At 57.0% G+C, this 22,412-nt stretch carries 27 protein-coding genes; 16 read left to right on the top strand and 11 right to left on the bottom strand.

Annotated features, from left to right (window positions below):
- The first annotated feature begins 8 nt into the window (after positions 1-8).
- The 4 genes from LY254_RS02155 to LY254_RS13050 all read left to right on the top strand — a co-directional run bounded on the left by LY254_RS02155 (position 9) and on the right by LY254_RS13050 (position 3,038).
- Positions 9-980 (top strand): SDR family oxidoreductase, encoded by a 972-nt coding sequence (locus LY254_RS02155; protein ID WP_247478598.1) that lies wholly within the window; start codon positions 9-11, stop codon positions 978-980.
- A 17-nt stretch (positions 981-997) separates the two neighbouring features.
- Entirely contained in the window at positions 998-1,750 is a 753-nt protein-coding gene (locus LY254_RS02150; RefSeq protein ID WP_247479701.1) for a sulfite exporter TauE/SafE family protein, read from the top strand.
- Between the two features lie 177 nt (positions 1,751-1,927).
- The gene (locus tag LY254_RS02145) at positions 1,928-2,419 is read left to right on the top strand and encodes a WbuC family cupin fold metalloprotein (protein ID WP_247478596.1); all 492 of its coding nucleotides are present in this window, start codon (positions 1,928-1,930) and stop codon (positions 2,417-2,419) included.
- Entirely contained in the window at positions 2,412-3,038 is a 627-nt protein-coding gene (locus tag LY254_RS13050; RefSeq protein ID WP_371820491.1) for a hypothetical protein, read from the top strand. Before LY254_RS02145 ends, LY254_RS13050 begins: the two co-directional genes overlap by 8 nt.
- Here LY254_RS13050 and LY254_RS02135 read toward each other — a convergent pair.
- The gene (locus tag LY254_RS02135; protein ID WP_247478595.1) at positions 3,008-3,445 is read right to left on the bottom strand and encodes an NUDIX hydrolase; all 438 of its coding nucleotides are present in this window, start codon (positions 3,443-3,445) and stop codon (positions 3,008-3,010) included. The genes LY254_RS13050 and LY254_RS02135 overlap by 31 nt on opposite strands.
- A gap of 467 nt (positions 3,446-3,912) precedes the next feature.
- On the opposite strand from LY254_RS02135, the gene LY254_RS02130 reads away from it, so the two are divergent.
- The 3 genes from LY254_RS02130 to LY254_RS02120 are packed head-to-tail and all read left to right on the top strand — an operon-like array spanning position 3,913 to position 5,906.
- Entirely contained in the window at positions 3,913-4,347 is a 435-nt protein-coding gene (locus tag LY254_RS02130; RefSeq protein WP_247478593.1) for a hypothetical protein, read from the top strand.
- Positions 4,348-4,353: 6 nt separating this feature from the next.
- Positions 4,354-4,608 carry a hypothetical protein gene (locus LY254_RS02125; protein ID WP_247478591.1) on the top strand — a complete coding sequence of 85 codons (255 nt, stop codon included), beginning with the start codon at positions 4,354-4,356 and terminating at the stop codon, positions 4,606-4,608.
- Positions 4,609-4,610: 2 nt separating this feature from the next.
- Entirely contained in the window at positions 4,611-5,906 is a 1,296-nt protein-coding gene (locus LY254_RS02120; protein ID WP_247478589.1) for a hypothetical protein, read from the top strand.
- 229 nt (positions 5,907-6,135) lie between these two features.
- On the opposite strand, the gene LY254_RS02115 is transcribed toward LY254_RS02120, so the two are convergent.
- The 3 genes from LY254_RS02115 to LY254_RS02105 form a co-directional block, all read right to left on the bottom strand.
- The gene (locus tag LY254_RS02115; protein WP_247478580.1) at positions 6,136-7,026 is read right to left on the bottom strand and encodes a hypothetical protein; all 891 of its coding nucleotides are present in this window, start codon (positions 7,024-7,026) and stop codon (positions 6,136-6,138) included.
- A 35-nt stretch (positions 7,027-7,061) separates the two neighbouring features.
- Positions 7,062-7,514 carry a hypothetical protein gene (locus LY254_RS02110; RefSeq protein ID WP_247478578.1) on the bottom strand — a complete coding sequence of 151 codons (453 nt, stop codon included), beginning with the start codon at positions 7,512-7,514 and terminating at the stop codon, positions 7,062-7,064.
- Between the two features lie 615 nt (positions 7,515-8,129).
- Positions 8,130-9,473, bottom strand: a complete 1,344-nt coding sequence (locus LY254_RS02105) for a site-specific integrase (RefSeq protein WP_247478573.1) — start codon at positions 9,471-9,473, stop codon at positions 8,130-8,132.
- 116 nt (positions 9,474-9,589) lie between these two features.
- On the opposite strand from LY254_RS02105, the gene LY254_RS02100 reads away from it, so the two are divergent.
- Positions 9,590-11,131 (top strand): alpha/beta fold hydrolase, encoded by a 1,542-nt coding sequence (locus tag LY254_RS02100; protein ID WP_247478571.1) that lies wholly within the window; start codon positions 9,590-9,592, stop codon positions 11,129-11,131.
- A gap of 83 nt (positions 11,132-11,214) precedes the next feature.
- On the opposite strand, the gene LY254_RS02095 is transcribed toward LY254_RS02100, so the two are convergent.
- Positions 11,215-12,015 carry an ABC transporter ATP-binding protein gene (locus LY254_RS02095; protein ID WP_371820489.1) on the bottom strand — a complete coding sequence of 267 codons (801 nt, stop codon included), beginning with the start codon at positions 12,013-12,015 and terminating at the stop codon, positions 11,215-11,217.
- Positions 12,016-12,071: 56 nt separating this feature from the next.
- Between LY254_RS02095 and LY254_RS02090 the strand changes: the two genes are divergently transcribed.
- The 7 genes from LY254_RS02090 (at position 12,072) to LY254_RS02060 (ending at position 16,781) form a co-directional block, all read left to right on the top strand.
- Positions 12,072-12,857, top strand: coding sequence for a PAS domain-containing protein (locus tag LY254_RS02090; protein WP_247478568.1), 786 nt, complete (start codon positions 12,072-12,074; stop codon positions 12,855-12,857).
- A 252-nt stretch (positions 12,858-13,109) separates the two neighbouring features.
- Positions 13,110-13,292, top strand: a complete 183-nt coding sequence (locus LY254_RS02085) for a hypothetical protein (RefSeq protein WP_247478567.1) — start codon at positions 13,110-13,112, stop codon at positions 13,290-13,292.
- A gap of 24 nt (positions 13,293-13,316) precedes the next feature.
- Complete coding sequence (locus LY254_RS02080) at positions 13,317-13,628, top strand: thioredoxin family protein (protein ID WP_247478566.1); 312 nt, start codon at positions 13,317-13,319, stop codon at positions 13,626-13,628.
- 127 nt (positions 13,629-13,755) lie between these two features.
- Positions 13,756-13,902 (top strand): hypothetical protein, encoded by a 147-nt coding sequence (locus LY254_RS02075; protein ID WP_247478564.1) that lies wholly within the window; start codon positions 13,756-13,758, stop codon positions 13,900-13,902.
- A gap of 22 nt (positions 13,903-13,924) precedes the next feature.
- On the top strand, positions 13,925-14,992 hold the full coding sequence (gene csaB / locus LY254_RS02070) for a polysaccharide pyruvyl transferase CsaB (RefSeq protein ID WP_247478562.1): 1,068 nt from the start codon (positions 13,925-13,927) through the stop codon (positions 14,990-14,992).
- Positions 14,983-16,185, top strand: a complete 1,203-nt coding sequence (locus LY254_RS02065; protein ID WP_247478560.1) for a glycosyltransferase family 2 protein — start codon at positions 14,983-14,985, stop codon at positions 16,183-16,185. The genes csaB and LY254_RS02065 overlap by 10 nt, the downstream gene beginning before the upstream one ends.
- A 119-nt stretch (positions 16,186-16,304) precedes the next feature.
- Complete coding sequence (locus LY254_RS02060; protein WP_247478559.1) at positions 16,305-16,781, top strand: redox protein; 477 nt, start codon at positions 16,305-16,307, stop codon at positions 16,779-16,781.
- A 4-nt stretch (positions 16,782-16,785) separates the two neighbouring features.
- On the opposite strand, the gene LY254_RS02055 is transcribed toward LY254_RS02060, so the two are convergent.
- From LY254_RS02055 to LY254_RS02045, 3 genes are read right to left on the bottom strand one after another with little or no spacing between them, the layout of a single operon-like run.
- Complete coding sequence (locus tag LY254_RS02055; RefSeq protein ID WP_247478557.1) at positions 16,786-17,658, bottom strand: transglutaminase family protein; 873 nt, start codon at positions 17,656-17,658, stop codon at positions 16,786-16,788.
- A complete protein-coding gene (locus LY254_RS02050) occupies positions 17,643-18,680 on the bottom strand; it encodes an alpha-E domain-containing protein (RefSeq protein ID WP_247478555.1) in 1,038 nt (345 codons plus the stop codon). Before LY254_RS02050 ends, LY254_RS02055 begins: the two co-directional genes overlap by 16 nt.
- On the bottom strand, positions 18,674-20,113 hold the full coding sequence (locus LY254_RS02045) for a circularly permuted type 2 ATP-grasp protein (protein ID WP_247478553.1): 1,440 nt from the start codon (positions 20,111-20,113) through the stop codon (positions 18,674-18,676). Before LY254_RS02045 ends, LY254_RS02050 begins: the two co-directional genes overlap by 7 nt.
- 188 nt (positions 20,114-20,301) lie before the next feature.
- On the opposite strand from LY254_RS02045, the gene LY254_RS02040 reads away from it, so the two are divergent.
- Positions 20,302-20,478, top strand: coding sequence for a hypothetical protein (locus LY254_RS02040; protein WP_010317111.1), 177 nt, complete (start codon positions 20,302-20,304; stop codon positions 20,476-20,478).
- Here the strand turns inward: LY254_RS02040 and LY254_RS02035 are convergent.
- The 3 genes from LY254_RS02035 to LY254_RS02025 form a co-directional block, all read right to left on the bottom strand.
- Positions 20,467-21,021: a peroxiredoxin gene (locus LY254_RS02035; RefSeq protein WP_371820488.1), complete on the bottom strand. Its 555-nt coding sequence runs from the start codon at positions 21,019-21,021 to the stop codon at positions 20,467-20,469. The two genes, LY254_RS02040 and LY254_RS02035, sit on opposite strands and share 12 nt — an antisense overlap.
- 32 nt (positions 21,022-21,053) lie before the next feature.
- Positions 21,054-21,290: a 50S ribosomal protein L28 gene (gene rpmB / locus LY254_RS02030; protein ID WP_010317109.1), complete on the bottom strand. Its 237-nt coding sequence runs from the start codon at positions 21,288-21,290 to the stop codon at positions 21,054-21,056.
- Positions 21,291-21,353: 63 nt separating this feature from the next.
- Complete coding sequence (locus tag LY254_RS02025) at positions 21,354-22,394, bottom strand: mechanosensitive ion channel family protein (RefSeq protein WP_247478551.1); 1,041 nt, start codon at positions 22,392-22,394, stop codon at positions 21,354-21,356.
- Between the last annotated feature and the right edge of the window lie 18 nt (positions 22,395-22,412).

Below are 22,412 nucleotides of genomic sequence, written 5' to 3'. Positions count from 1 at the left end.
GCCGCAGGGTGGTTGATGCCCTCCGCTACGTCGGCAGGGATCTCCATCACCGTTCGTTCTCGGTCTCGTCCGATCGGCGCGAGCTTCTTTGGCAGGAGATGGATGCCTGCTTGCAACTCGCTGAGCGGCTCTCCGTCACCGTTGATTCCGGGGCGGCAGTCGCTCCGCTGACTGATTTCACGTTCCGCCCCTGCACCGTGATCACTGGCGCCTCCAGTGGCATTGGTGCCGCGTTGGCTCGATCCTTCGCCCAGCACTCAGAGGTGTTGGTGCTGGTGGCGCGTCGCCAGGACCGCCTGGACGAGCTGGCTGCCGAGCTGGCGCAATCCGCCGCTGCGAGGGTTGTACCGGTGGCGTTGGATCTCAATCAACCGCGGGCCGTCGATCAGTTGTTAGGGCGACTGGCGGCGAATGGACTCTGGGTCGAGACGCTGGTCAATAACGCGGGCTTTGGGCTGCGGGGAAGCTTCGAGGCGTCCTCTTGGATGCAGCTGGAGTCGATGCTGCGGTTGATGGTGGAGGTCCCGACGGAGCTCACGCGGCTGGTGTTGCCAGAGATGCAGCGGCGTCAGCAGGGAACGATCCTGAACATCGCCTCTCTGGCGGGCCTGATTCCGGGACTGCCCGGCAGCACGCTCTACAGCGCCGTGAAGGCCTACTTGATCCGCTTGTCCCAGTCCCTCGCGGCTGAGAACAGTGGCTCTGGGATTCGGGTCATGGCCCTATGTCCGGGCTACGTCCACACCGAATTCCACGCCGTCCTGGGGGTCGAGCAACGCATGCAGCGTCTGCCGGGGGTGTTCTGGATGTCCGTTGATCAGCTGGTGCGCTGGACCGAGCGCGCCCTCCAGGGCCGACAGGTCGTTGTGGTCCCCGGACGCTTGAATCGTCTGATCGCGGCCTTGGCCCACTACCTGCCGCTGCCCTGGGCTAACACCCTCAGCGCGGCCTTCTCGCGCCGATTTCGGAGCAGGCCTTGAGCATCACGGAGATTGGGATGCAACTGGGGCTGCTGGCGGTGGCCCTGCTCTCCAATGCCCTCTCGGCGTTGGCTGGAGGCGGGGCTGGACTGGTTCAGCTGCCCGCCTTGATCCTGATGGGCCTTCCCTTCCCAGTGGCCTTGGCGACCCATAAGGTCGCCAGCGTCTCCCTGGGGGTTGGCGCCAGCCTGCGCCATGCGCAAGAGAGCAGCCTGAATGCACGGCTCTCGGCGTTGATCCTGCTCAGTGGACTCCCAGGGGTCTGGCTCGGGGCCCGCACGGTTCTGGCGCTACCGCCCCAACTCTCCACTCTTCTCTTGGGTCTTCTGACCATCGCCCTAGGGGTGTATTCAGCCTGTCGCCCTCAGCTCGGTGCTTCCTCTGGCGGCCAGAGCTGGACAACAGAGCGATTGGCCTTAGGGGCATTGGTGCTCTTCGCCATTGGCTTCCTGAATGGCTCCTTGACCTCGGGGACGGGCCTGTTCGTCACCCTCTGGCTGGTGCGCTGGTTCGGACTGGACTACGGCAAGGCCGTCGCCCATACACTGATCTTGGTCGGCCTGTTTTGGAATGGGACGGGGGCCCTGACCCTCGGTGTCCAAGGGCAGATTGCTTGGAGTTGGTTGCCGATGCTGCTGGTCGGCTCACTGGCTGGTGGCTATTTGGGAGCCCACGTAGCCCTTCGTCAGGGGGAAGCGCTGGTGAAGCGTGCCTTTGAACTGCTCTGCCTGGTGATGGGGTGCTCGCTGCTGCTGAAGGCGCTGAGCTGAACTCAGCTCAGCCGCCGAGGGCGGTGAACAGGCCGACGCTGAAGCTGGTCAGACTGACGGCGATCAGTGGTCGAGTCCAATCGGGCATGGCCGCATCTCATCTCCCACAACAGTCGCTGAGATCCACTGGCCTGTCGGTGTGACTCGCTACCTGCTGCCCTGCGCTTTGCTTCGTCGATGACCTCCCCTGGGCTCCAGCTCATTGATCAAGACCTTTTTGATGCGGTGGCTCTACGGGCGCGAGCCAGTGAGCGCCTGCGGATGAACTTCAACCTGCATCAGGAAAGCGATCTGGTGCAGCGCTTCTTGAATGTCATGCAGCCTGGTACCTACATCCGGCCCCATCGCCATTGCCGCCCAGGTACGGGGGAGGGGTTTGAGTGTTTTGTGGTGCTTCAGGGCTCGATCGGGGTGCTGTTGTTCGATGCCAACGGAACATGCCTGCGTCAGGAGCGACTCGATGCAGCAGGTCCCGTTCGAGGCCTTCAGCTCGACGAGGGGCTCTTTCACTCGCTCGTGGCCCTCGCCCCCGATTCGGTGATTTTTGAACTGAAGCAAGGTCCTTATCAACCGCTGGCCGACAAGGACTTTTTGGCTGGGTTTCCCCAGGAAGGCGAGCTTGAATCGAGGGAGCAGGAGCTGGAGTGGAGGCGTTCGTTTGATGTCTGAACTGGCTGCCTTTTTGCAGTGGAATACACCCAGCCTTCTGGCCGATGAGATCCGCGAGGCCGGCTGCCATTGGTTGCTGCTGAAGGGGCTGGGGCTCGACCCGGGACCAGGACGGCCCTGCGCCGATCTCCAATCCTTGGTCCTGCCGATGGAGGAATGGCAGCTGTCGATCACCACGGCGGCTTTTTACAGCGCGCCCGAGCAACACGAGCCCAATTCCATCCAGTTCCGCATTCCCCTCACGGCTGCGAACACCTTGGTCTTCGCCCTGTTCTCAGGGCAAACCACTCCGCTGGATCCGGCCGAGTGGTCCTTCTGGTTGGTGCCCGTCAGCAAGTTGCATCCCGAGCGCCAAACGATGGGTCTCAATCCCTTGATGCGCGCCTTTGGCGAGGGACTGACCTACGGCGCATTGCTCGAGCAGCTGAAACCGAGCCGGGCCGTGTTCCGCATCGTCCTGGATGAGGAGTCCGCCAATCCATCGACCAGCGATCCGCTCGCTGGTCAGGAATTCGAGAGCTATGACGCGGCCTACGACGTCCTTGAGCGCTACTACGCCGATGTCTGTTGTTCCGATGAGCGCAGCTACTACCGCATCGAAGAGCTCTCCTCGGTTTGATAGCGGCTCAGTGCTTCGCGGGTCGACTCAGCTAGGGGCCGCGTTTGCTTCAGTTTTGGGCTGAAGGCCCCGCCGGATAGCAAGGCGTTAGGGCAGAAGAGTGCGAGATCCTGACCCTCCATCAGCTCCAGGGCCCGGAGTGGCGTCTCGAGGCGGGCACGAAAAACATGTCTGATCTTTCCCGGTTGGCTTGAGACATACCAAAGAACCGGCGTGCCGATCTCCAGTCGAATTTCCTCCCAGAGTTCCCGGCGCAGCGCTTCCTCGGGGCCTTCTCCGGGCTCAAGGTGCCCGCCAAAGAGACCCCAGCAGCCGGGAGCGACGATGCCTGCAATGTCATCCCGCAGCTGCAGTAACCAGCTGCCGTTGTGCTCGAGAACGGCCAGAGCTACCTGCACTTGGGTCATGCACGGATGATGGTCAGAGCAACGGGGCCATGCCTGTGTCGGGCTTTGTCCATTCTAGTGACTGACTGGGTTCTATGGGTCACTCCTGCTTGAACTGGTGCTTGACTCGGTACCGATGCTTGACGGTTCATTCAGTCGCTTTGTCTATGAACCAAGGATGACTCGCAATACAGATCTGAATCCTCATTGATTACAACTCAAACCCCGAACAGCGCAACGGTTCCATGTCTTAGTAGAACTTGGAAGAGTGCCGCTACGACTGGGTTTTCTGCTTGAACTGCTGCTTGACATGGATGTGGGTTAAGTGACATCGAAAAACGTACACAAAACTGACTAAATCCAACCATTAATAAACAGTAGCCAGACGTTCGTAAAGATCTATACCCTCCCATGGGGGGTAAATAGATGCAGTAGTGTATAGTAATAAGAGCTCTCAGATTTTTGTCACTTTTATCGAGGAAAAACTGATGAAAAAGATTCTGACTCTTGCTATCGCGTCTCTATCTCTTTTCGGAGCAATATCACCTGCTCACTCAGGACTAGGTGAGGCGGCTACTGACAGCAACGCAAAGGGTTACGACGCTTGGTGCGGAAAGAAAGGCAACGACTGCAATGTCAAGTTTGTTGATGGGCGGATAATCGTCAACGACAAAGACTCTCTTCGCTTCGAGGATATTACGTACATTACCAAAAATGGTGAGTACACAAATATGTGGACAACATCATGGGTTACGACTTTTGGTGTCGAATACGTTGAAGACGGGATGACTGAGCCCGAGTTTGCACAGTTTCTCTTTGCTAATCAAGGTGCAGCCAACCGCTTTTGGACAGACTTAAGACGTGCTTGCCGCAAGTGTAAGAACAGAGACGCAACTCAGGTTGAAGTCAATATCAAGGATTGAGGAGTCATGACTAAGTTTCTGCCGCTTGCGCTATTTATGTCAGCACTGGTAATGACTGCTGGTTCTGCTAATGCTCAGTCAGCATGGCTTGTAATTCTTTATGGCAAGTCATTTGATCAAAATGGCTCAGTCGGAGCGGCACTTGAAAAGATTGAGATGGTTGACATCACAACGTGCCAAGCAGAAGGTGAGAAATGGCTAAAGGCAGAAACGATTAAAGCAACTAGTGACCGTGGTTATCACTGTGTTGAAGGCAAATGAAGATGAGATTCATCCCAGCAGCATCAGCAATAGTAATGTGTGCTTCACTCCCAATGCTTCCAGCATATGGGAATAGCAAGTTTTTCCTAGGTTGGGAAAAAGATACAGCGAAAGTCCTGGCTTTTGATGGCTGCATGTTTGATTATGGATTCGGAGTGAAAGAGGCTCAACCAGAAGCTAATAGACACTGGAAATCACTTGGTAGCAAGGTGACATGGGAGATGCAGGAGGAGTTATCAGGACAAATTGGCTGGAAAGAAAAATACAACGATGCAATCAAAGGAATGACAGAAATCTGCCACAGAGCTGCTAATAGGCTCGCACCAGGAATCTTCCGTATCGACTACACCAAAGGTGGCAGACACGGATGGAAAACAGAAGCACTTGTCAGTATTGCATTTAGAAGCTGCCTAGAGAGCGATCCCATGTTGACAAAGGATAAGATAGATAGGCTGCAATCTGATAGTGGTGAAAATAGACACGACATAAAGAATCTACAGCTTAGGGAGCAGAGGATTAAAGGAAGTCCACTTTCATGGAATATCCCGGACGGTATAAAGAGGATGGGCGCTGGCTCGGCTAAATGTATGAAATTACTAGCGGGTCTGTCACACAACAGAAATAGAATAGTGTTACCCAGTACGGCAAAGATACCAGTCAGAAAGAGCTCAAAGAAAGATTCTCATACTCAATGCCTTCAAGCTAAAGACTATGAAGGATGCATGAGGTTTAACAGCTCCATGAAGACAGTAGAGGCAGAGCGTGACGATTGCGATGGCAAACTCTGCATCATCAAGACTAAAGGTGTTGATGTTTACGGACTACCAAAGCCAGTTGGCTGGATGTCTTACCAAGCAGACGATGGAAGGCTGTTCTACTTCTCAAGGACATATCGAATACCTCACCATGGTCAACAGACAAGATATGTTGGGTTTAAGAGGATTACTAGGTACTACAAGTCACCCAAGGGCGGCTCTTCCGGAACATTTATTGGCAACTCAACGTCATCAACAAACTGCAGCGGATACGGTGGGAGCATAAGTTGTACAACCAGTGGTAATTCGCCCACTTATATTCCTGGTACAAGCTCGACACCAGGCGGAGTTAGCAGCACATACTTCGAAGACATTTATGACTGCAAAGATGATACTAATGCTGCATACAAGAATGGCAAGCTCTGGATAGGATGGAGAAAAGGTCAAGCAGAAACAGACTTGTTCGCTGATCTACTCAAGAAGACGTGCGATAAAGGCAGCAAGTATATCCAGGAACTTCCGACACTAAACATCAAGATGTGACTAGGACAACGAGAACCAAGTTGCGGATGACTTCGATACTTGTTATAATGCTTTAATGGTTGATTACCGAAAACCTCGAGAAAGAGATCAATAGTGCAATCAACTAGAAAAGCACTGTTCTAACGAACTAGTGAAAGGTGTATCAGCAACTACCCCTATGGGGACAATGATGTGGGGATGAGAGTATTAATACGCACTCTTAGATCTTTGACAGACTCTCTGGATAGCGTTAGTCGTAGAGATGAGGGAAATTGATTCTGTGCTGCTCCAAACCGTAAGCAACAACTGCATCCATCTCTTCTTTAGTCGGATTGTCACCTAATGCCGCTCGTCGAATCTGATACTCACGATTTCGCTCATCAAACTGAGGTTGAGTCTGTTTCTCCATTTCCGCTGGCAATGCCACTTTCGGTTGGTTTACTGGCGGTTTTGGTGTGGTTACTGGCGCTTCAAGAACGGGTTTATTGAGTGCTTGAGTGGCTTCTGGAGGATTCAATCCCTCGTTTGTCTGTCCTTGAATCCTCGTTAGATACTCTTGTTCAATCTTCCGATGGTGCTCTTGCAACTCATCGAACGTCATACCGTCGGTATCACCAAAAATGGCTTCATAACCGCTGTATAAGCCTCTAGCGAGTTTTTCACCTAGATACTCAAGTGCTGGTTGTGCAGCACGTTCAATTGCATATGCGGCGACACCAGCAGCGATGTTTGCACCAATTGCTGGAACTGGCATCAGTCGCATTGCTCCACCTTTAGCGACAAGTTGCATAGATAAGCGTGGTGGAACGGATGGCGCTACATACCTTCCAGATGGCTTCAGAGAGGCAGTTGATGCTTCTCCTAGTACTTGACGCTGAACACTCCTAGAAGCCGCTTGTTGGCGGTTGTAGGCATCTCTAAGGACGTTCTTATTTGTAGATGCATCTGGTTTGTCGATGAACCGAGTATTGGGATTGTTGGTTTCTCGAACTTGACGTGCTGCTTCCCTTCCGACATCAGCGGAAGAAGTTGATGAATGTGGTAGTTGAACAGGATGCTGGAGAAGTTCAGTTTGAGCGGCAGATGGAGCAGTTGTAGATGGACGCATTCCTCTGCGTCGTTGATACTTGTTGCGTGGCATAAAGAGAAATAGAATGTTTGTCGGTTAAAGTTGTCTTAGTAGAAGATTTCAGAATCGTTCTCGATGACTTCAGAAGACGAATGCTTCATGGAGTCGATCTTTTTATTGCGAATAGAAGGTGGCTCATCAAAATAAGAAATGATGAGCCTCTGAATCTCTATCTCTTTAGGATGAATGACGCGATAGATTCGATGCTTACTACCCTTTGAAGACGAAACTCGTCCTATGACTTGCAAGAAGCCTGAATCCAATAAAACATCGGTTGACTGAATAACTTTTGCCTTACCCATCTTTAGGGTTTCAGCAATTGCTTTATGAGACCAAGTGGTTGTTCCACCGGTATCGCGAGGAAATCCTTCTGAGGAGTGAGAGTATTCCCACTCACGGTGTGCTGATTCAAACAACAGACTGTATACAGCGACTGCTGCATAACCAAGCTTTGACACCTCTCTAATTGGAGGCGCAATGTCTCTAAGAATAACTGCCATAACTGGTACATAATCTTGTGTTCTATGTGGAACGCTTTTAAAGGAAGAGGCGAAGGGATAGGATTATTTCTCTTCATACAAATACGCCCTATGTATTCTCCTCTATACATGTCGGGTTGGCGAAGGCTTCATTTGCCAGGAGGTAGTAATGTCTTACTTCTCCCTTAATCGATCCCCCATAAGAATTACTCCTGTATACATGTGGGATCGTTAGAAAGATTTCCCTCTATACATGTGGTCTTACTCAGGCACGATGAGTTCCTCCCTCTCTAGATGCGCTATCCCCCTTAATCGCTGCCCCATAAGCACTTTTTCCTGTAAACGGAAGGTGTTAGGAGGAGTGTCTCCCTCTATAGATCCGCCCAAAGGGTAAGACTTTTCTCTGTATACATGTGGGAACTGATAATTACGCTAGTGGCGTTGGTCTTTAGTTAGTCCGTCTGGCATAGGTTTAAGTGGTGATGTGTTTACTTCGCTCAGAATCGCCTACAAGGCGCCTAAAAATGCATCATACGAAGCAATACACCTAAAAGCAATTAAAACGCCGCACAGACGCTTCTAGGCGTCGCTCAGCATATTTATGGAATTGTTTAGTAGGTGCGTCCTTGGAAAGAGTTAAATATCAAGGACATTTATCGTTTCGACTTCCGGCGGTTTCTGCCTACCAATTGGTAACGACTGAACCTCTTCAGCGCGTTTGAGAACGTCGTGTCTATCGTAGTGCTTTTGAATCACTTCGACGCTATTGCCGCACAAGCGAGCGACGAGATACACATCTAACCCCGCTGTGATGCAATCTTCGATGAAGGTTGAGCGTAACGAATACAGGGTATATTGACGCTCGCTGAATCTGTTGCCTGCGATTTCGTTTGCAACTGCGCTTCGGACTTCTTCCCACATCACATCAAAACGCTTATAGACAAATGTTTTATCAAAGTGCTCTTTGGGATTTCCGAAGATGAGTGAATCTTCTTTAATGGTGAATGTGAAATGGTTTCTATCGAGCCATCCACGCTGAAACTTCAAGAAATCAAGCAGGTTTGAAGCAGCATTGCTTCGGCAAAGAACATCACGACGCTTACCAGTTTTGGACACACGAACGTGAATCTTTAGTTTGTAGTCATCTTCCCACTTTTGCTTGGATTCAGACCATCGCTTGGGATTTGTAATTTCAATGTCCTTGCGCCTTACTGCTAACAATTCCGATGGACGACATCCGCTGTTTTTCAGAAGATGTACGAATGTGGCGAACATCCGACGTGAGTACTCTCCAACATAGGTGCGAGCATTTCCGCAGTATTGGTGGCGAAGGTAGTTGTTGATTATCTTGTAATCGTCTGCTGTGATAGCAGGATTGGCATCTAACTCGTCGTCTCCGATGGAAATGCGCGGGAAGAATCCACGAGACATTGCAATCTCGTTTGCTAAGTATCCACGTGGCACTAGGTAGGAGCGGCAAAAGACGGCAATATCACGAAGTTCTGTCTTGCGTGTGTTCTTCATTACTGACTTGCGGAAGATTGGGTAATCCTCCCAAGTAGTTACATCTATCTGATTTGGAAACTGAATCTCTTTGGCGTTAAGGTATTCAATCATTCGCCTTAAGGATGTGATTCGGCGAAGTCGTGCTTTCTCATCCTTTAATCCAGCATCCACACGCTGAACCTCTAACTTGTTGAACTCATTAACGAGTTCGGTGATTGTTGATGCTTCCGAAACTCTCTTGATTACTCGTTGTGGCGTATCTGAGAAAGTCGCTAGTGCTTTGTAGAAGTTTGCTAGTGCCTCAGTTTCGGTAGAAGCGCCTTCAATGCGCTTAGTGCGATACCGACGCTCTGCTTTGTTCCATTGACGGACATACCAACCGTCCTTGGTGTGCTCGTAGCAGAACACGCTGATTCCCTTGTCGACAGTCAGCGATTTCCTGATTGCTGGCATGGTGTGGTTGCGAGTGAACAACCCGTCAGTGCTTGAACCACTGCTTGACTAGTCCTAGCACCACCCATAAGCGAATGAGCCAGAAGCCAGTAGCACCAGTCGATTACGCCGATGCTCGAAGCAGTAGTACTAGACATGTGTCGAGTTTCCACTGGTTGCAGCGGCTCAGCCTTGCGCTTCTTGCGGCCGCCGCAGTCCCCCTCTGGACAGCGCCGGCCCGCGCCATTGAGGAGGTTCTGATTGAGCTTCCCCTGTTGCGCTCCAGCTTCAGCGTCAAGGTCAGCGAACTGAAAAGTCCCAGTGCCCTCATGGCGGGCCGGAGCGACCTGGCGGAATTGGATCGGGCCTCGGACGGAGCGGTGAGTCAGCTGCTGATGCAGGTGCTCCAGCGACCGATTCCGATCTCGATGATTCGTTTAGCAGATGGATCCGTTGGCTCACCTCTGCTCGAGCAAGCATTTTTGGTGGTCTCATCCCTCGGCACGATCGAGGGGCGAGATCCCGATCTGACGGGGCAAACCTTTCGTCAGGCGTTGGATCGGGCGAGGGTGAACGCCACTGGTGGTGAGCCCACCCTGGTCGAACTAATCGAGGCCCTTCCTGGCCAGCGGGTGCGCTTCAACCTCGGTCAGGTCAAAACGATCCTCGGCCGCATGTTGGCCCAGCGCACCCAGGCCAACAGCTTCTTCGCCCAGACCCCACCTGATCTGCTGCCAACGGCTCCTGCACCGTCGTCATCTCCAGCGGTACGACAACGGCAGGTGCGTCTTGCGGTGCCCCATCGCACACGGCCCTTGGAGGTGGTGCTCGTTGAACCCTCGCAAGGGGGCAATGGGCGATTGGTGTTGATCTCCCATGGCCTCTGGGATAGTCCCAAGAACTTCGCGTCCTGGGGCGCTTTGCTGGCCTCCAGGGGCTACACCGTGGCCCTGCCCCGCCACCCCGGCAGTGATAACAAGGAGCAGGCCCTGATGCTGAAGGGAGCGGTTCCTCCCCCGAAGCCCATTGAGCTGGCCCTGCGCTTTCGCGATCTCAGCGCGGTCACAGATGCGGTGGCTGCTGACCAACTCAGCGGCGTGACTGGGGTCAACGCCAACGCTGTGGTTGTCATTGGTCACTCCTGGGGGGCGACGACGGCGTTGCAGCAGGCGGGTCTGGTGCCCCAGGCGACAACGCTCAAGAAGCGATGCCCGCAAACCAGTGATCCACAGCGCAATCTGAGCTGGACCCTGCAGTGCAGCTGGCTCGATGGCGTGGATCAGGCCGCCCTTCGCGATCCGCGGGTCGTTGCAGCCGTGGCCGTCTCGCCGCCCATGTCACTGCTGTTTTCGGTTCCGCAACTGCGCAACGCCAGTGCACGTCTTCTGGTCGTGAGTGGCACCCATGACTGGGTTGTGCCACCTGACCCCGAGGCAATCACACCGATGCGCCAGGCCGTGCCCTTCGGGCACCAATTGGTTTTGGCGAAAGGGGGCGATCATTTCAATCTGCGCCCCGGTCAGCAGGCCAATGGAGGGGTGCTGGGTCCGCTGCTGCTGGCCTGGGTTGAGGCGGCCTATCAAGCCGGCCCCGCGCTCTCCCCGTCAGCCGGCGCGCCGCCACTGCTTGGCACAGGCCCTTGGGGCCATCCTTTGATTCCCCTCAAGGACGTCTCGACCGCGATCCAATCGGACAGCTGAGTCGATCTACCCATCGCCCGTCGCCACTGGCTTCGCTTCGATGGCGATGAAGCCTCCTCACACAGCCCTGCATGGGCTGTTTTTTATGCCTCGCTGTTTCGGGGTACACCTTGGCGCCAGCCCCCTTCCTCCAAAACAGTGATCGGGGTTTCAAAGCACGCACTGAGACTTGCGCTCGTCAGCAGATGATCGGCAGGCCCATCGGCCACGATTTGCCCGCGTTTGATCAGGACAGCGCGTTGGACCTCAGGGATCACGGCCTCCAGTTGATGCGTCACCAGCAGCAACGTGGTTCCTGTCCTGCTGATTTGCCGCAGGCTTTTGAGGAGTTGGTGCTTGGCCTTGAAGTCCAGGCCATTGATCGGTTCATCGAGGACCAGCACCTCGGGTTGATGAATCAATGCGCGGGCGAGTAGCAAGCGCCGCCGCTGCCCATCCGAGCAATGGCCGAAGGGCTGACCACGGAGATCAGCCAATCCAAGCTGCTCGAGCTGGTTCAGTGCTTCTGCCCGTTGCTGCTGTGTTGGGCGTTGGGGACGGCCTAGCCCGACTGAGCCAAAGAGGCCGGAGAGAACAACGTCTTCCGCTGGCACCGTTGGGATGTAGCCGCTCTGAAGGTCACTGGAGACCAGGCCGATGCGTTGCCTCAGATCCCAGAGGTTGACGGTGCTGCTGCCAAAGAGCTTCAGCTCAGAGCCCGGCTTCACCACGGGGTAGAGCTGACGATTGATCAACTTGATCAAGGCGCTTTTGCCCGCACCATTGGGTCCCAGCAGCACCGTGGGTTCCCCTGCTTGCAAGCTCAGGGTCAGATCGTTGAACACTCGCCTGGCACCAAGCCAGGCCTCAACGGAGATGGCCTCGAAATAGGGGGTCGCGCTCATGAACATCGGCCACTGCTTCCAGCATCGGCACGGGCCGGCTCTTTAGGGTCAGCCCCATGCAGCCTTTTTTCCTGCTGGAGCCCGGAGATGGCTTGGTGCTCTGCGGGGCCAATGGCCTGGTTTCCCACGTCGACCGCACGGCTCAACAGCGCTTGGGTCACCACTCCCAGGAGTGGTGCGGCCGCGCAATGGGCGAGTGCTGGCCGCAGTTGTCTGATCTCATCGTCCAGGAACACCGGCGTTTAGCTGAGGGGCCGCGGGACCATGTGCTGCCTCTCCCCCATCCAACGGGGGTTGAGCTGGCCACCCGCCTCCGTCTGTTTGCCTGTGACTCTGGCTTTGGCGTTGGCATCCTCCGGCGCCGGGCGCAACGCCTCGATGCGGCCCCCGAGGAAACCAACGAAGACGCCTACCGCCGTTTGCTCGAGGGGGTCCTGGACACGGCGCAAGATGCCGTCTTGGTGACCTTGGCTGAACCCTTGGATGCCCCGGGTCCTGTCATCGTTTACGCCAACCAGTCACTACTGGATCAGACCGGGTACGCGCTTCACGAGGTGCTCGGCAGGAGTCCGAGGCTCTTTCAGGGTCCAGAGACATCGAAGGAGAGCACCTCTGCACTGCGCTCGGCGATGGATCAGTGGAAGCCAGCGTCCATGGAGGTCATCAACTACCGCCGCGATCAATCCACCTGTTGGATTGAGCTCAAGGTGGCGCCCCTGGCCGATTCCTCGGGCTGGTATACCCACTGGGTCTCGGTCCAGCGGGACGTGACTGATCGCGTGCTGCTGAAGCGTCAACTTGCCCAAGAGGCCAGGGCGCTGGCTGACAAGCTCGATCGCTGAAGGGGCTTCGGCCGATTGCTGACCTGACACCCTGCAAGCTGAGAGCTGCTTCACGTCTCTTTACAATTGCGACACAAGCGGTGTTCCGTTGCTCTCGCGCGTTGCCATCGATTTCGTCAGCACGGTCTTTGGCCTACCGCTGCGGCAACTCGCCTTGGCCTGCAGCTTTGCTCCGGCCTACCTGACCATCCCCGCCGTTCGTTGACATCGCCTTGATCGCGGGCATCGTTGCGACAGCGATAGGCCTGGGAGATGCAAAGCCTTCCTTTTCTGGGTGATGAGCGCATCAAGGTCAGCTGCGATCTTCGCCGAGTTCATCTGGCTCGCTTGGATGCCCTGAAGGAACAGTGGGGTCTTCCGTCGCGGGCGGCTGCACTGCAACGTCTTCTCGATCTTTGTTTCCTCGGCGACATCAGCCTCGATCAGTGCCATTAAGTTGCCGGCACTGCAGTCCTCGCCATGGCACCCACAGTCCTCAAGTTCAGTTCCGAGGATTGCGGCACCTGCCATCGGATGAGCCACTACGACGGCAAGGTTGCTGAAGAACTGGGGTGCAGCTTTGTCAGCGTGATGTTGCAGGACACCGAGACCTATCGCAGATACAGAAAGGTCCTGCTTGCGCAGTATCCCAACAAGGAAGGAATGGGCTGGCCGACCTACCTCGTGGTGGAAGACCCCGACGGTGAGTTCATGATCCACGGTGAACTCAAAGGCGGGATGCCCAAGGGTGACTTCCGCACCAAACTCGCGGCACTCCTGCCCAATCTTTGAACTTTCTTCAAGGGGATCGCTTGATCCCTACCCGCGGAAACGTTCTATTGGCTTAGACAAGCGGTGCTTGAAGGTGGAGTCGCAGCCGTCACCAGCCTGGATCCATCGGGGCTGCCGGATTGCTCTGATGGATCAAGCCGATCACACCCGTTGCTACGCGATTCAGCACCGAAGCGGTCTGTCCCTCGGGACCTGCACCTCCCTGGATCACGCCCGTGAACGGATTGACCAAGAATTACCGCTGCTGAGGCAGCGCCTGATCGCAGCCGCCTAGTCCTTCAGGCGATGCGAAGCTGGTGATCGCGCTATGCAGTGGTGTGCCTCAGTCCGTTCTGCTCTGCGGCTACTACGGCGAACACAACCTTGGCGATGACGCCCTGTTGCAGGCTGTCCTTGGGGAGCTGCCTGAAGCTTGGACGCCTGTCGTCACGGCGTTTGACCAGGACCAGGTGCGGCAGTTGCACGGCGTTGAGACGGTGCAGCGCCGTGACCTCAAGGCCGTTCTTTCCTGTTTGAGAGCCTGCGATGCCCTGGTCTTGGGCGGCGGAAGCCTGCTGCAGGACAGCACCAGTTTTAAAAGCCTGATCTACTACGCCAGCTTGATTACCGCCGCCCGATTCCAGGGCAAGGCGGTGGTGCTCTGGGCCCAGGGACTCGGTCCACTTCAACGCAAGCGAACGCGGGCCCTGGTGCGTCTGCTGCTCCAGATGACGACTGCCGTGAGTTGGCGTGATCCTGAATCGGCGACCTTGGCTCGCCGTCTGGGGTGCGACGGCGAGCACGCTGCGGATGCGGTTTGGATGTTGCCGCAGCAGCAGTGGCTCGGCCGTGGTGGACCAATCGTGGTCTGCTGGCGGCCAACGCCCTTGCTCCAGGGCAGTGATTGGAGTCCTTATCTCCAGGCTCTGGACCAGTTATCCACAGAGGCAGACCGCGAGGTGCTGTGGCTTCCTTTCCATCGCAACCAGGACGCTGATCTGTTGGAGCAATTCCGCCGGGAGGGGTTGATGCCCGAGAGCTTATCGAGGCGCAGTCGCCAACTCAGCGCGAGCCATCCCAGGGAGGCGATGGCCGTGTTTCGCTCCTCTGGTCTGGTTCTGGCGATGCGCCTGCATGCCTTGATTCTGGCGGCCCTCTCCGGTGCTCCGGTCAGCGCCCTGAGCTACGACCCCAAGGTCCAGGCCTGCGCTGATCAACTCCAGTCTGAGGCTTTGGACTTGCGCCAGCGCGGCCGGACTGCTGAGGAGTGCTTGACGCTTTGGCGCAGCAGCTTGGATGGTCCTCCGGCGAGCAGGGTGATCGCCTCGATCCGCTCGACGGTGGAGCTGCATCGACGCATCCTGCGTGCCGCCCTATGTCGCTGATTCTGGATCTGGCGGCTGCGAGCTGTCTCTGCTTGTTTGTACTCCTGCTGGCTTTGGAGCTGCAACTGGGCCGTGCCCCAAGGCTGACCAAGACGGATTCGCAGCAGTGCCCCGAAGACTGCGGGTGGCTGCGGATTCTCGTGCCCGCGTACAACGAGCACGACAACATCGAGGGATGCCTTGGGGCGATCGTTGCGGCCTGCCCGCCTGACTGGCCGATCGAACTCGTCGTGATTGATGACGCCTCAAGCGATGACACCCAGGCCTTAGCTGAGCTGTGCCGCACGAGCTGCAGCCGTTCTGATCTCCACTGGCGGATTGTGCAGGCCGGAGCGCGCCCCAGTGGTGAGCGCTGGTCCGGCAAGAATTGGCCAGCAACCATCGGTTCGGAGCTGCCCTGGCCCGATGGAACGGCATCGCGGCAATGGTTGCTGTTTCTCGATGCCGATGTGCGCCTGCAGCCCGGGGTGATTGAGGCTGCCCTTCAAGAGGCCTGCAGTCAAAGCAGCGATCTGTTGACCCTGGCTCCCCGGCTGCAGTGCAGTTGTCTTGCGGAATGGTTGGTGCAGCCGATTGTGGCCACCCTGTTGGGCTTGGGTTTTCCGATTCGGCGCAGCAACGACCCCAACGATCCAACGGCGTTTGCTGCTGGTCCCTTCATGCTCTTTCGCCATTCCAGCTATCGGGCGATTGGAGGCCATCGCGCTGTTGCCGCTGAGGTGGTCGAAGATCTGGCCCTGGCCCGAGCGGTCAAGCAGGCCGGCCTTAGTCTGCGCTATCTGCTTGGCGTTGATCTTGTCGACCTGCAGATGTATCGCTCCTTGGCAGCGCTGTGGGAAGGCTGGACCAAAAACTGGTTTCTGGGGGTTGATCGCAACTGGTTCAAAGCCGTTGGCAGTGTCGCTGTGGTGTTGCTGCTGTTTGCCGCTCCCTGGTTCAGCGCCGTTGCTCTGTTGCTGCAGGGATGGCTTGGCGGTCCGATTGAGCAAATGGCGATTTGGGCTGTGGGCTGCTCCATCGCCCTGGTCTTGGCGATCCGTCTGTGGAGTGCCTGGCGCTTTGGCACACCGATCAAATTCTGGTGGTTGAGTTGGCTTGGGGCGTTGCTGATTGCGGCCATCGTGCCCGCCAGTATTTGGAAGACGACCACCGGACGTGGTTGGACCTGGCGTGGGCGCCAGCTCGAGGGCTGACGCATAGGCGCTAATCCTGAATTGCGTAGTGCTGTACACGCCCTGGAGACCAGGGAGTGCGGTTCATTGGGCTATCCCACGGACGCAGCATGTCGTCAGGAACAGCCACCCAAGCTCAGATGTTTGAGCTGATCCCCTACGAGAAGTTCCGCGATACCCCTGCGGTTCGTTTCTTCGATATCACCGTCGACAACTCCAACGCGCGGGATTTGGTCATCCATAGCGGGCCGGCCGTTAGTCCACCGGATGAGCCCAATACGGGAGCCTGGCAGTTCTATCTCCACCCCCATCAAGAGGACAATCTGCTCGCTCTAACCGGGGGTCGCCTGTTCTATTTGGTGAACTTCGGCTGGAATTATCCGTATCACATTGTTCGTCTTGAAACCGGTGGTGACATTCTCCGGATTCCGCCCGGGACCTTCCACCGTTCGATCTCGGATGAGGAGGGATCGGTCGTGCTGAATCAGGCAATCCGTGATCCGGGAGCCAGCGTTGCCCGCGAGTTTCGCGTCTACAACAGTCGACTCATTCCTCGTCTGTTTGCGACCACCTTTCGCTCAGCGCCGTTGCCCAAGTTGCATGGCGTCAGCTGGTAGGCGTTCAACGGGACTGGGCCGAGCAGAGGATTTCGGCCTGGATCTCCCAATTCAGCGTGCTTTGAACCCCCGTCGGACCTGAAAACGTGCCGCTGACGGCCGCCGTGAGATCTGATTTCGAAGAGGTCACCACTGGGATATAGCGATCATCCACCGCCCCCTTGCCACTGGCATCGAACCCTCGCCAGCCTGCTCCCTGGAGGTAGACCTCGGTCCAGGCGTGCAGGTCGTAGCGCTCAGGTTTGGGCTCCACAAGGTGATAGCCACTGACAAACCGGGCTGGAAGTCCAACGCTGCGGCAGCACTCGATCATCAGCATGGCGAGATCACGGCAGGAGCCGATCCGCTCCTTCAGTGTCCGGCCCGCAGGCCAAGCGGGGCCTTGATGGCGCTCGGTGTATTTGACGCGGTCCTGAATGATCTCGATCAGCTGCTGCAAAAAGCTCAGGCAGCTGCCATCACTGCCTGTGAGGGCTTCTTGGGCCAGATCGACAGCGGCGGCATCATGTTGACCGTTGGGCAACCAGCCTTGGAGGTTGCTCATGAGATCGGGATTCAGCCTGCCGATGGCGAGCGGCAGGTTCAACATCGTTTCGTCCAGGCAGGCTTCGATCAGGGGTGGTGTGAACGTCTCAACCTCGCTCGTGGCCACCACCTGAAAACAATCGGTTTCCTGGAGAAACCGTGCCCGGGTGATGGTGTCGCCACCTGCTGCCATCAGCTCATAGAGCTGGCTCGGCTCAGGCTCGATGCTCAGTTTGAAATCGATCAGACGCTGAAACCCATGGGGCCTGGGCCGCAGGCAAAAACGATGGGGTCCCAGTAGCACGGGCTGGCTGTAGCGGTAGTCGAAGCGATGAATTAAGCGGGCGCGCATGCCAGGTCTTGACCGGAAGCGGTGGTGGACAGGGAGGTGGAGCTCACGGGGATCACTGTTGTGTCTTCGGGGCTCAGTCCGCCCGGAAGCACGAAGTAGCGAGCGTGAATCAGATTGTGCAGCTGGTTGAGGTCCTGCTGAAGGCCATCAATCGCCTCATGGAGACCACCGGCGATCAGCGTTTCAATTTTGCTGAAACTCCAGCGGGCCTGCGTCAGACCCACCATGCACTCGAGGTCGTCGGGCGTCCCGGCGGCGGCATCGCGCCCGATCACCTGAAGCGTCTCATGGATCCGCTCGAGGCAGTAGCGCACCGACCTCGGGAAGAGGGGATTGAGCAGCAGGAAGGACGCCACCGCTTCCGGTGAAATCACCCCAACGTTGGATTGCCTGAACATCTGATAAGCGCCAGCACTGCGCAGTAGAGACATCCACTGCAACTCGTCGAGTACCCCGCCGACGTCATCAGGGCTCGGGAGCAAAAGGAAGTACTTCACATCAAGGATGCGAGTGGTCTTATCCGCCCTCTCAATCAGCCGACCGAGTCGGCTGAACTGCCAGGAAAGATCCCGACTGAGGGTGGCATCGGTAATTCCGTAAAACAATTGGCAGCCACGCCGGATCTCCCTGAGCTGCTCTGGGGTTGGCTCCTCCCAAAACCCGTCGTTCTCGACCAGGGTCCAGTAGAGACCATTGAGCTGCTCCCACATCTCACTGGTGATGACATCCCGGATCTGCCTGGCGTTTTCCCTGGCCAGCGCGATGCAGTTGACGATGCTGTTGGGGTTGGCCTCAGCGCGGATGAGAAATTCAAGAACCTGCTGTTCACCTCCACCGGGGTAGAGCGCATCAAACAGAGAGCGATGACCACTGGCATCGATCAGTGGTTGCCAGGGCTCTGCGCTACCAGGGGGGCAGTCCAGCGCCATGGCAGCACTGACCTCGACAAAGCGCGAGATGTTCTCGGCCCGCTCCACATAGCGGTTGATCCAATAGAGGGAATCCGCGACGCGGCTCAGCATGGGGCGTCCTCCACGATCCAGGTGTCCTTGCAGCCGCCGCCCTGGGAGGAATTCACCACCAGTGATCCCCGCTTGAGGGCCACGCGGGTTAACCCGCCTGGTGTGACCCAGGTGGTTTTGCCCCGCAGGATGTAGGGCCGCAGATCCACATGGCAGGGGTAGAGCTCGCCGTCACTAAGGGAGGGGACGGTGGAGAGCTCCAGGGTGGGTTGGGCAATGAAGTTGCGCGGATTGGCCTCGATCTTCGTGGCGAAGTCTTGGATCTCCTCGTCACTGGCATGGGGTCCGATCAACATCCCATAGCCTCCAGCTTCCGAGACGGCTTTCACCACCAGCTCCCGTAGATGGCTTAGTACATAGGACCGATCTTCAGCTTTAGAGCAGAGGTAGGTGGGGACGTTTTGGATGATGGCTTCCTCCCCGAGGTAGTAGCGCACCATCTCCGGCACATAGGCGTAGATCAGCTTGTCGTCGGCAATTCCAGTTCCAGGAGCGTTGGCAATCGCCACCCGTCCCTGGGCATAGACCTCCATCAGTCCGCGGACCCCCAGCATTGAATCGCTGCGGAAGACGGCGGGATCGAGGAAGTCATCATCAATGCGCCGGTAGATCACATCGACGGTCTCCAATCCACGGGTCGTGCGCATCCAAACCCGTCCGTCTTCACAGGCCAAGTCCCGGCCCTCGACGAGGGGAATGCCCATCTGTTGAGCCAGATAGCTGTGTTCGAAATAGGCGCTGTTGAACACCCCGGGGGTCAGGAGGACGACCCGGGGGGAGTCGGTCCAGGGCGCCAGCTCCCTCAGGGTCTGCAGCAGCTGGGAGGGGTAGCGATCAATCGGCTGGACGATCCGGCCACTAAACAGGCTCGGGAACATCCGTTTCATCACCCTCCTGTTCTCCAGGAAATAGGCGACACCAGAAGGACATCTCAGGTTGTCCTCCAGGACGCGCCAGGTTCCTTCTCCATCACGGATCAGATCAAGCCCGGAGATTTGACACCATTTGCCCAAGGGGGGCTTGAACCCTTGAAGCTCGCGCCTCCACCCCAGGGAACTTTCCACGTGCTCCCGCGGAATAACCCCATCTCGGATGATGCGTTGCTCGCCGTAGATGTCACCCAGAAATTGATCAATCGCCTCTAGGCGCTGGGACAGTCCTCGCTCTAGACGCTCCCACTCCTTCGAGCGAATCAAGCGTGGCAGCGGGTCGAATGGAAGGATCCGTTCCCCCACGCGTCCGCCCGAATCATTCAGCCTGAAGGTGGCCCCGAGTCGCTTCAGTAGGACTCCAGCGGCGGCGTGATTGCGGTTGAGTTTCTCGATCCCGAGTGCACCCAGGGAGTTCACCAGGGGCTTGAGGCCGGAGCGAGGGCCTTCGGCGGCACTGAAGTATTCGTCATATCCCTTCTTTGGCCTGTACTCGGTAAACATTGCTCGAGTGGAATTGGGGCAAGCATGCAGAGCAGTCAGACCCCTTCAGGTTTCTTTCGCTACCAAAGTCCACCCCGGTTCGTGGCCACCCGCATCACCTGTAGTGGTCGCTACGGATGATGAGTTGATGCACCTATGGCAAGGGTTCAATCGCCGAGCCAGCCTCTGCTCGTTGCTCCTGAAGACCCATGGCCCAGGTCCCTGTGCTGGTCGATCCCCAAGGGGGAGTGATCTATCAGCTGCGCTCCAGCGAAGGCGAGCTTTATCAAGTGCGATTTGAGGACAACTGCCTGTTCTGCGACAGCCTCCCTGCAGGTCAAGCCCACCTGAGGCTGCTGGAGCAGCGCGCAGCCTTAGGCCTGTAGCTCATCCAGCCGCTTCAGGATCTCCTGGCTGTGGCCTAGGGGCCGTACCCCTAACCAGCGCTCTTTAAGAACCCCTTCTGGGTCAATCAAAAAGGTGTGACGTTGGGAGAAGGGCGGGATCCAGCTGCCGTAGCGCTTGCTGGTTTCTCCTCCGGGATCAGAGAGTAGCGGGTAGGTCAACGCCTCGCTTCCGCAGAACTCTTTGTGGGAGTCCGTGTCGTCTGCACTGATTCCGACCACTTCGGCATTGCGGGCATGGAACAGCTGCAGATCCCGTTGAAAGCCCTTGGCTTCCAAGGTGCACCCCTCCGTGAAATCTCGGGGATAGAAGTAGAGCACCACCCAGCTCCCTTTGAAATCGCTCAGGCTGCGTACGGCTTCGACGGCCCCCCCCTCGCCTGGAACCACGCCGGAGAGCCCAAAGCCAGGGGCCGGTTGATCGAGATCGGGCAGGGTCCCTCCCATCGAAAAGGCCTGCCGGGGGAGTCCCAGCAGGCCTAAGGCCGCAGCACCAAACGAAACAAGCAGGTTGCGGCGGTTCAACTTGATCCTGGGAGAACTCCCAGGATTGAAGCTCAGATCTTGGCCAGGTTGATGCCCAGCTGCTTGGCGTAGGCGCCCAGGCCCTTCTTTTGAATGGTCTTCAGGGCACGGGTGGAGACCCGCAGTTTCACGTAACGGTTGCCTTCAGCCCACCACAGACGGCGCTCTTGCAGGTTCACCTGCTGGAGCTTCTTCGTGCGGATGTGCGAGTGGGAGACGGCCATGCCGTTGTTGGCGCGCTTGCCGGTGAGTTGGCAGACCCGGGACATGACCGATCTTCTAAAAACACAACTTCGGGCAAATTGCCCAAGCACCCACCATAGCAAGTCGGGTCACACCCCAGAACCCAAGGCCTCAGTGCAGTTGTGCAGGTGCAAGGTTTGCGTCGGGAAGGCGAACTCAATGCCCTCCTGGGCGAAGCGTTGGACGATCGCCAGGTTGATCCGTTGCTGGGCTTCCATCGCCTGGACGTAGTCGTTCGAAGGAACGAAATAGACCAACTCAAAATCAAGGCTGCTGCTGTTGAAGGCCACGAAATGGGCCCGGTCAAAGCGGGCATCGCCCCCCTGCTCAACAATGGCTTTCAACAGGCCAGGGATCCGTTCCAGTACGGCGTGGCTGGTGTCGTAGGTCACCCCCAGCCGATAGATCAGCCGCCGCTCTTGCATCTCCCCATAGTTCGCCACCACTGAGCTGGTCAGGGCGCTGTTGCTCATGACGATCGCTTCGCCGTTGATGCTGCGCAGACGGGTCGAACGCACCCCCACCCGCTCCACCGTTCCCCAGACCTCTCCGACTTGGATGAATTGACCGGGTTGGAAGGGCTTGTCGAGAAGGATTGTGATGTATTCGAAGAATTCAGAGACCGGCTGCTTTAAGGCCAAGCCTGCCCCGATGCCACCGGCGCTCAGCAGAGCCCAGATCGCAGCCATCTGGACACCGATGTTCTGCAGATAGAGGACAGCGCCGACGCACCAGACCAACGCCCGCAACATCGGCGCGAGGGCGCGGAGCATGTTGCCGACCGCTGGATCTCCGCTGTGGGCCGCGGAGCGTTGCAGCAACCGCAGGCTGATGCGGTTGACCAGCCGCACCAGGAACACCACCAGGATGAGTTTCGAGATGGTGAAGACCACCCGATCCGCCTCGGGAGAGGTCGGCAGCAGCCACCAAGCCCAACTGGCGCTGATGACCCAGCCAAGGATTGGGATCGTGTCCGTGATGACTTGAACGATGAAGTCATCGGTTTCGCTTCGCGTTCGCCGTGTCAGACGACCGAAGAAGATCCCAAAGATCCTTGCTGCCAGAAGGGACAGCAACCCACCGCCGAGTAGGGCCGCCAGTGCCGGCGCAGTACTCCAGAGCGAGGTCATCGGCAGACGCGACGTTTG

The sequence above is a fragment of the Synechococcus sp. NB0720_010 genome (genome assembly GCF_023078835.1).
GTDB lineage: Bacteria > Cyanobacteriota > Cyanobacteriia > PCC-6307 > Cyanobiaceae > Vulcanococcus.
The sequence above is the reverse complement of the archived record's forward strand: the minus strand, read 5'-3'. Positions and strand labels throughout refer to the sequence as shown.

What these genes read in the sequence shown, in the direction of transcription:
- LY254_RS13050 (WP_371820491.1), top strand. Translation starts at nt 2,412, where the DNA reads ATGTCTGAACTGGCTGCCTTTTTGCAGTGGAATACACCCAGCCTTCTG.
- LY254_RS02090 (WP_247478568.1), top strand. Translation starts at nt 12,072, where the DNA reads ATGCAGCCTTTTTTCCTGCTGGAGCCCGGAGATGGCTTGGTGCTCTGC.
- LY254_RS02095 (WP_371820489.1), bottom strand. Translation starts at nt 12,015, where the DNA reads ATGAGCGCGACCCCCTATTTCGAGGCCATCTCCGTTGAGGCCTGGCTT.
- LY254_RS02025 (WP_247478551.1), bottom strand. Translation starts at nt 22,394, where the DNA reads ATGACCTCGCTCTGGAGTACTGCGCCGGCACTGGCGGCCCTACTCGGC.
- LY254_RS02075 (WP_247478564.1), top strand. Translation starts at nt 13,756, where the DNA reads ATGGATCAAGCCGATCACACCCGTTGCTACGCGATTCAGCACCGAAGC.
- rpmB (WP_010317109.1), bottom strand. Translation starts at nt 21,290, where the DNA reads ATGTCCCGGGTCTGCCAACTCACCGGCAAGCGCGCCAACAACGGCATG.
- LY254_RS02045 (WP_247478553.1), bottom strand. Translation starts at nt 20,113, where the DNA reads ATGTTTACCGAGTACAGGCCAAAGAAGGGATATGACGAATACTTCAGT.
- LY254_RS02065 (WP_247478560.1), top strand. Translation starts at nt 14,983, where the DNA reads ATGTCGCTGATTCTGGATCTGGCGGCTGCGAGCTGTCTCTGCTTGTTT.
- LY254_RS02150 (WP_247479701.1), top strand. Translation starts at nt 998, where the DNA reads ATGCAACTGGGGCTGCTGGCGGTGGCCCTGCTCTCCAATGCCCTCTCG.
- LY254_RS02060 (WP_247478559.1), top strand. Translation starts at nt 16,305, where the DNA reads ATGTTTGAGCTGATCCCCTACGAGAAGTTCCGCGATACCCCTGCGGTT.
- LY254_RS02040 (WP_010317111.1), top strand. Translation starts at nt 20,302, where the DNA reads ATGGCCCAGGTCCCTGTGCTGGTCGATCCCCAAGGGGGAGTGATCTAT.
- LY254_RS02085 (WP_247478567.1), top strand. Translation starts at nt 13,110, where the DNA reads ATGCAAAGCCTTCCTTTTCTGGGTGATGAGCGCATCAAGGTCAGCTGC.
- LY254_RS02110 (WP_247478578.1), bottom strand. Translation starts at nt 7,514, where the DNA reads ATGGCAGTTATTCTTAGAGACATTGCGCCTCCAATTAGAGAGGTGTCA.
- LY254_RS02050 (WP_247478555.1), bottom strand. Translation starts at nt 18,680, where the DNA reads ATGCTGAGCCGCGTCGCGGATTCCCTCTATTGGATCAACCGCTATGTG.
- LY254_RS02080 (WP_247478566.1), top strand. Translation starts at nt 13,317, where the DNA reads ATGGCACCCACAGTCCTCAAGTTCAGTTCCGAGGATTGCGGCACCTGC.
- LY254_RS02125 (WP_247478591.1), top strand. Translation starts at nt 4,354, where the DNA reads ATGACTAAGTTTCTGCCGCTTGCGCTATTTATGTCAGCACTGGTAATG.
- LY254_RS02130 (WP_247478593.1), top strand. Translation starts at nt 3,913, where the DNA reads ATGAAAAAGATTCTGACTCTTGCTATCGCGTCTCTATCTCTTTTCGGA.
- LY254_RS02055 (WP_247478557.1), bottom strand. Translation starts at nt 17,658, where the DNA reads ATGCGCGCCCGCTTAATTCATCGCTTCGACTACCGCTACAGCCAGCCC.
- LY254_RS02135 (WP_247478595.1), bottom strand. Translation starts at nt 3,445, where the DNA reads ATGACCCAAGTGCAGGTAGCTCTGGCCGTTCTCGAGCACAACGGCAGC.
- LY254_RS02145 (WP_247478596.1), top strand. Translation starts at nt 1,928, where the DNA reads ATGACCTCCCCTGGGCTCCAGCTCATTGATCAAGACCTTTTTGATGCG.
- LY254_RS02115 (WP_247478580.1), bottom strand. Translation starts at nt 7,026, where the DNA reads ATGCCACGCAACAAGTATCAACGACGCAGAGGAATGCGTCCATCTACA.
- LY254_RS02120 (WP_247478589.1), top strand. Translation starts at nt 4,611, where the DNA reads ATGAGATTCATCCCAGCAGCATCAGCAATAGTAATGTGTGCTTCACTC.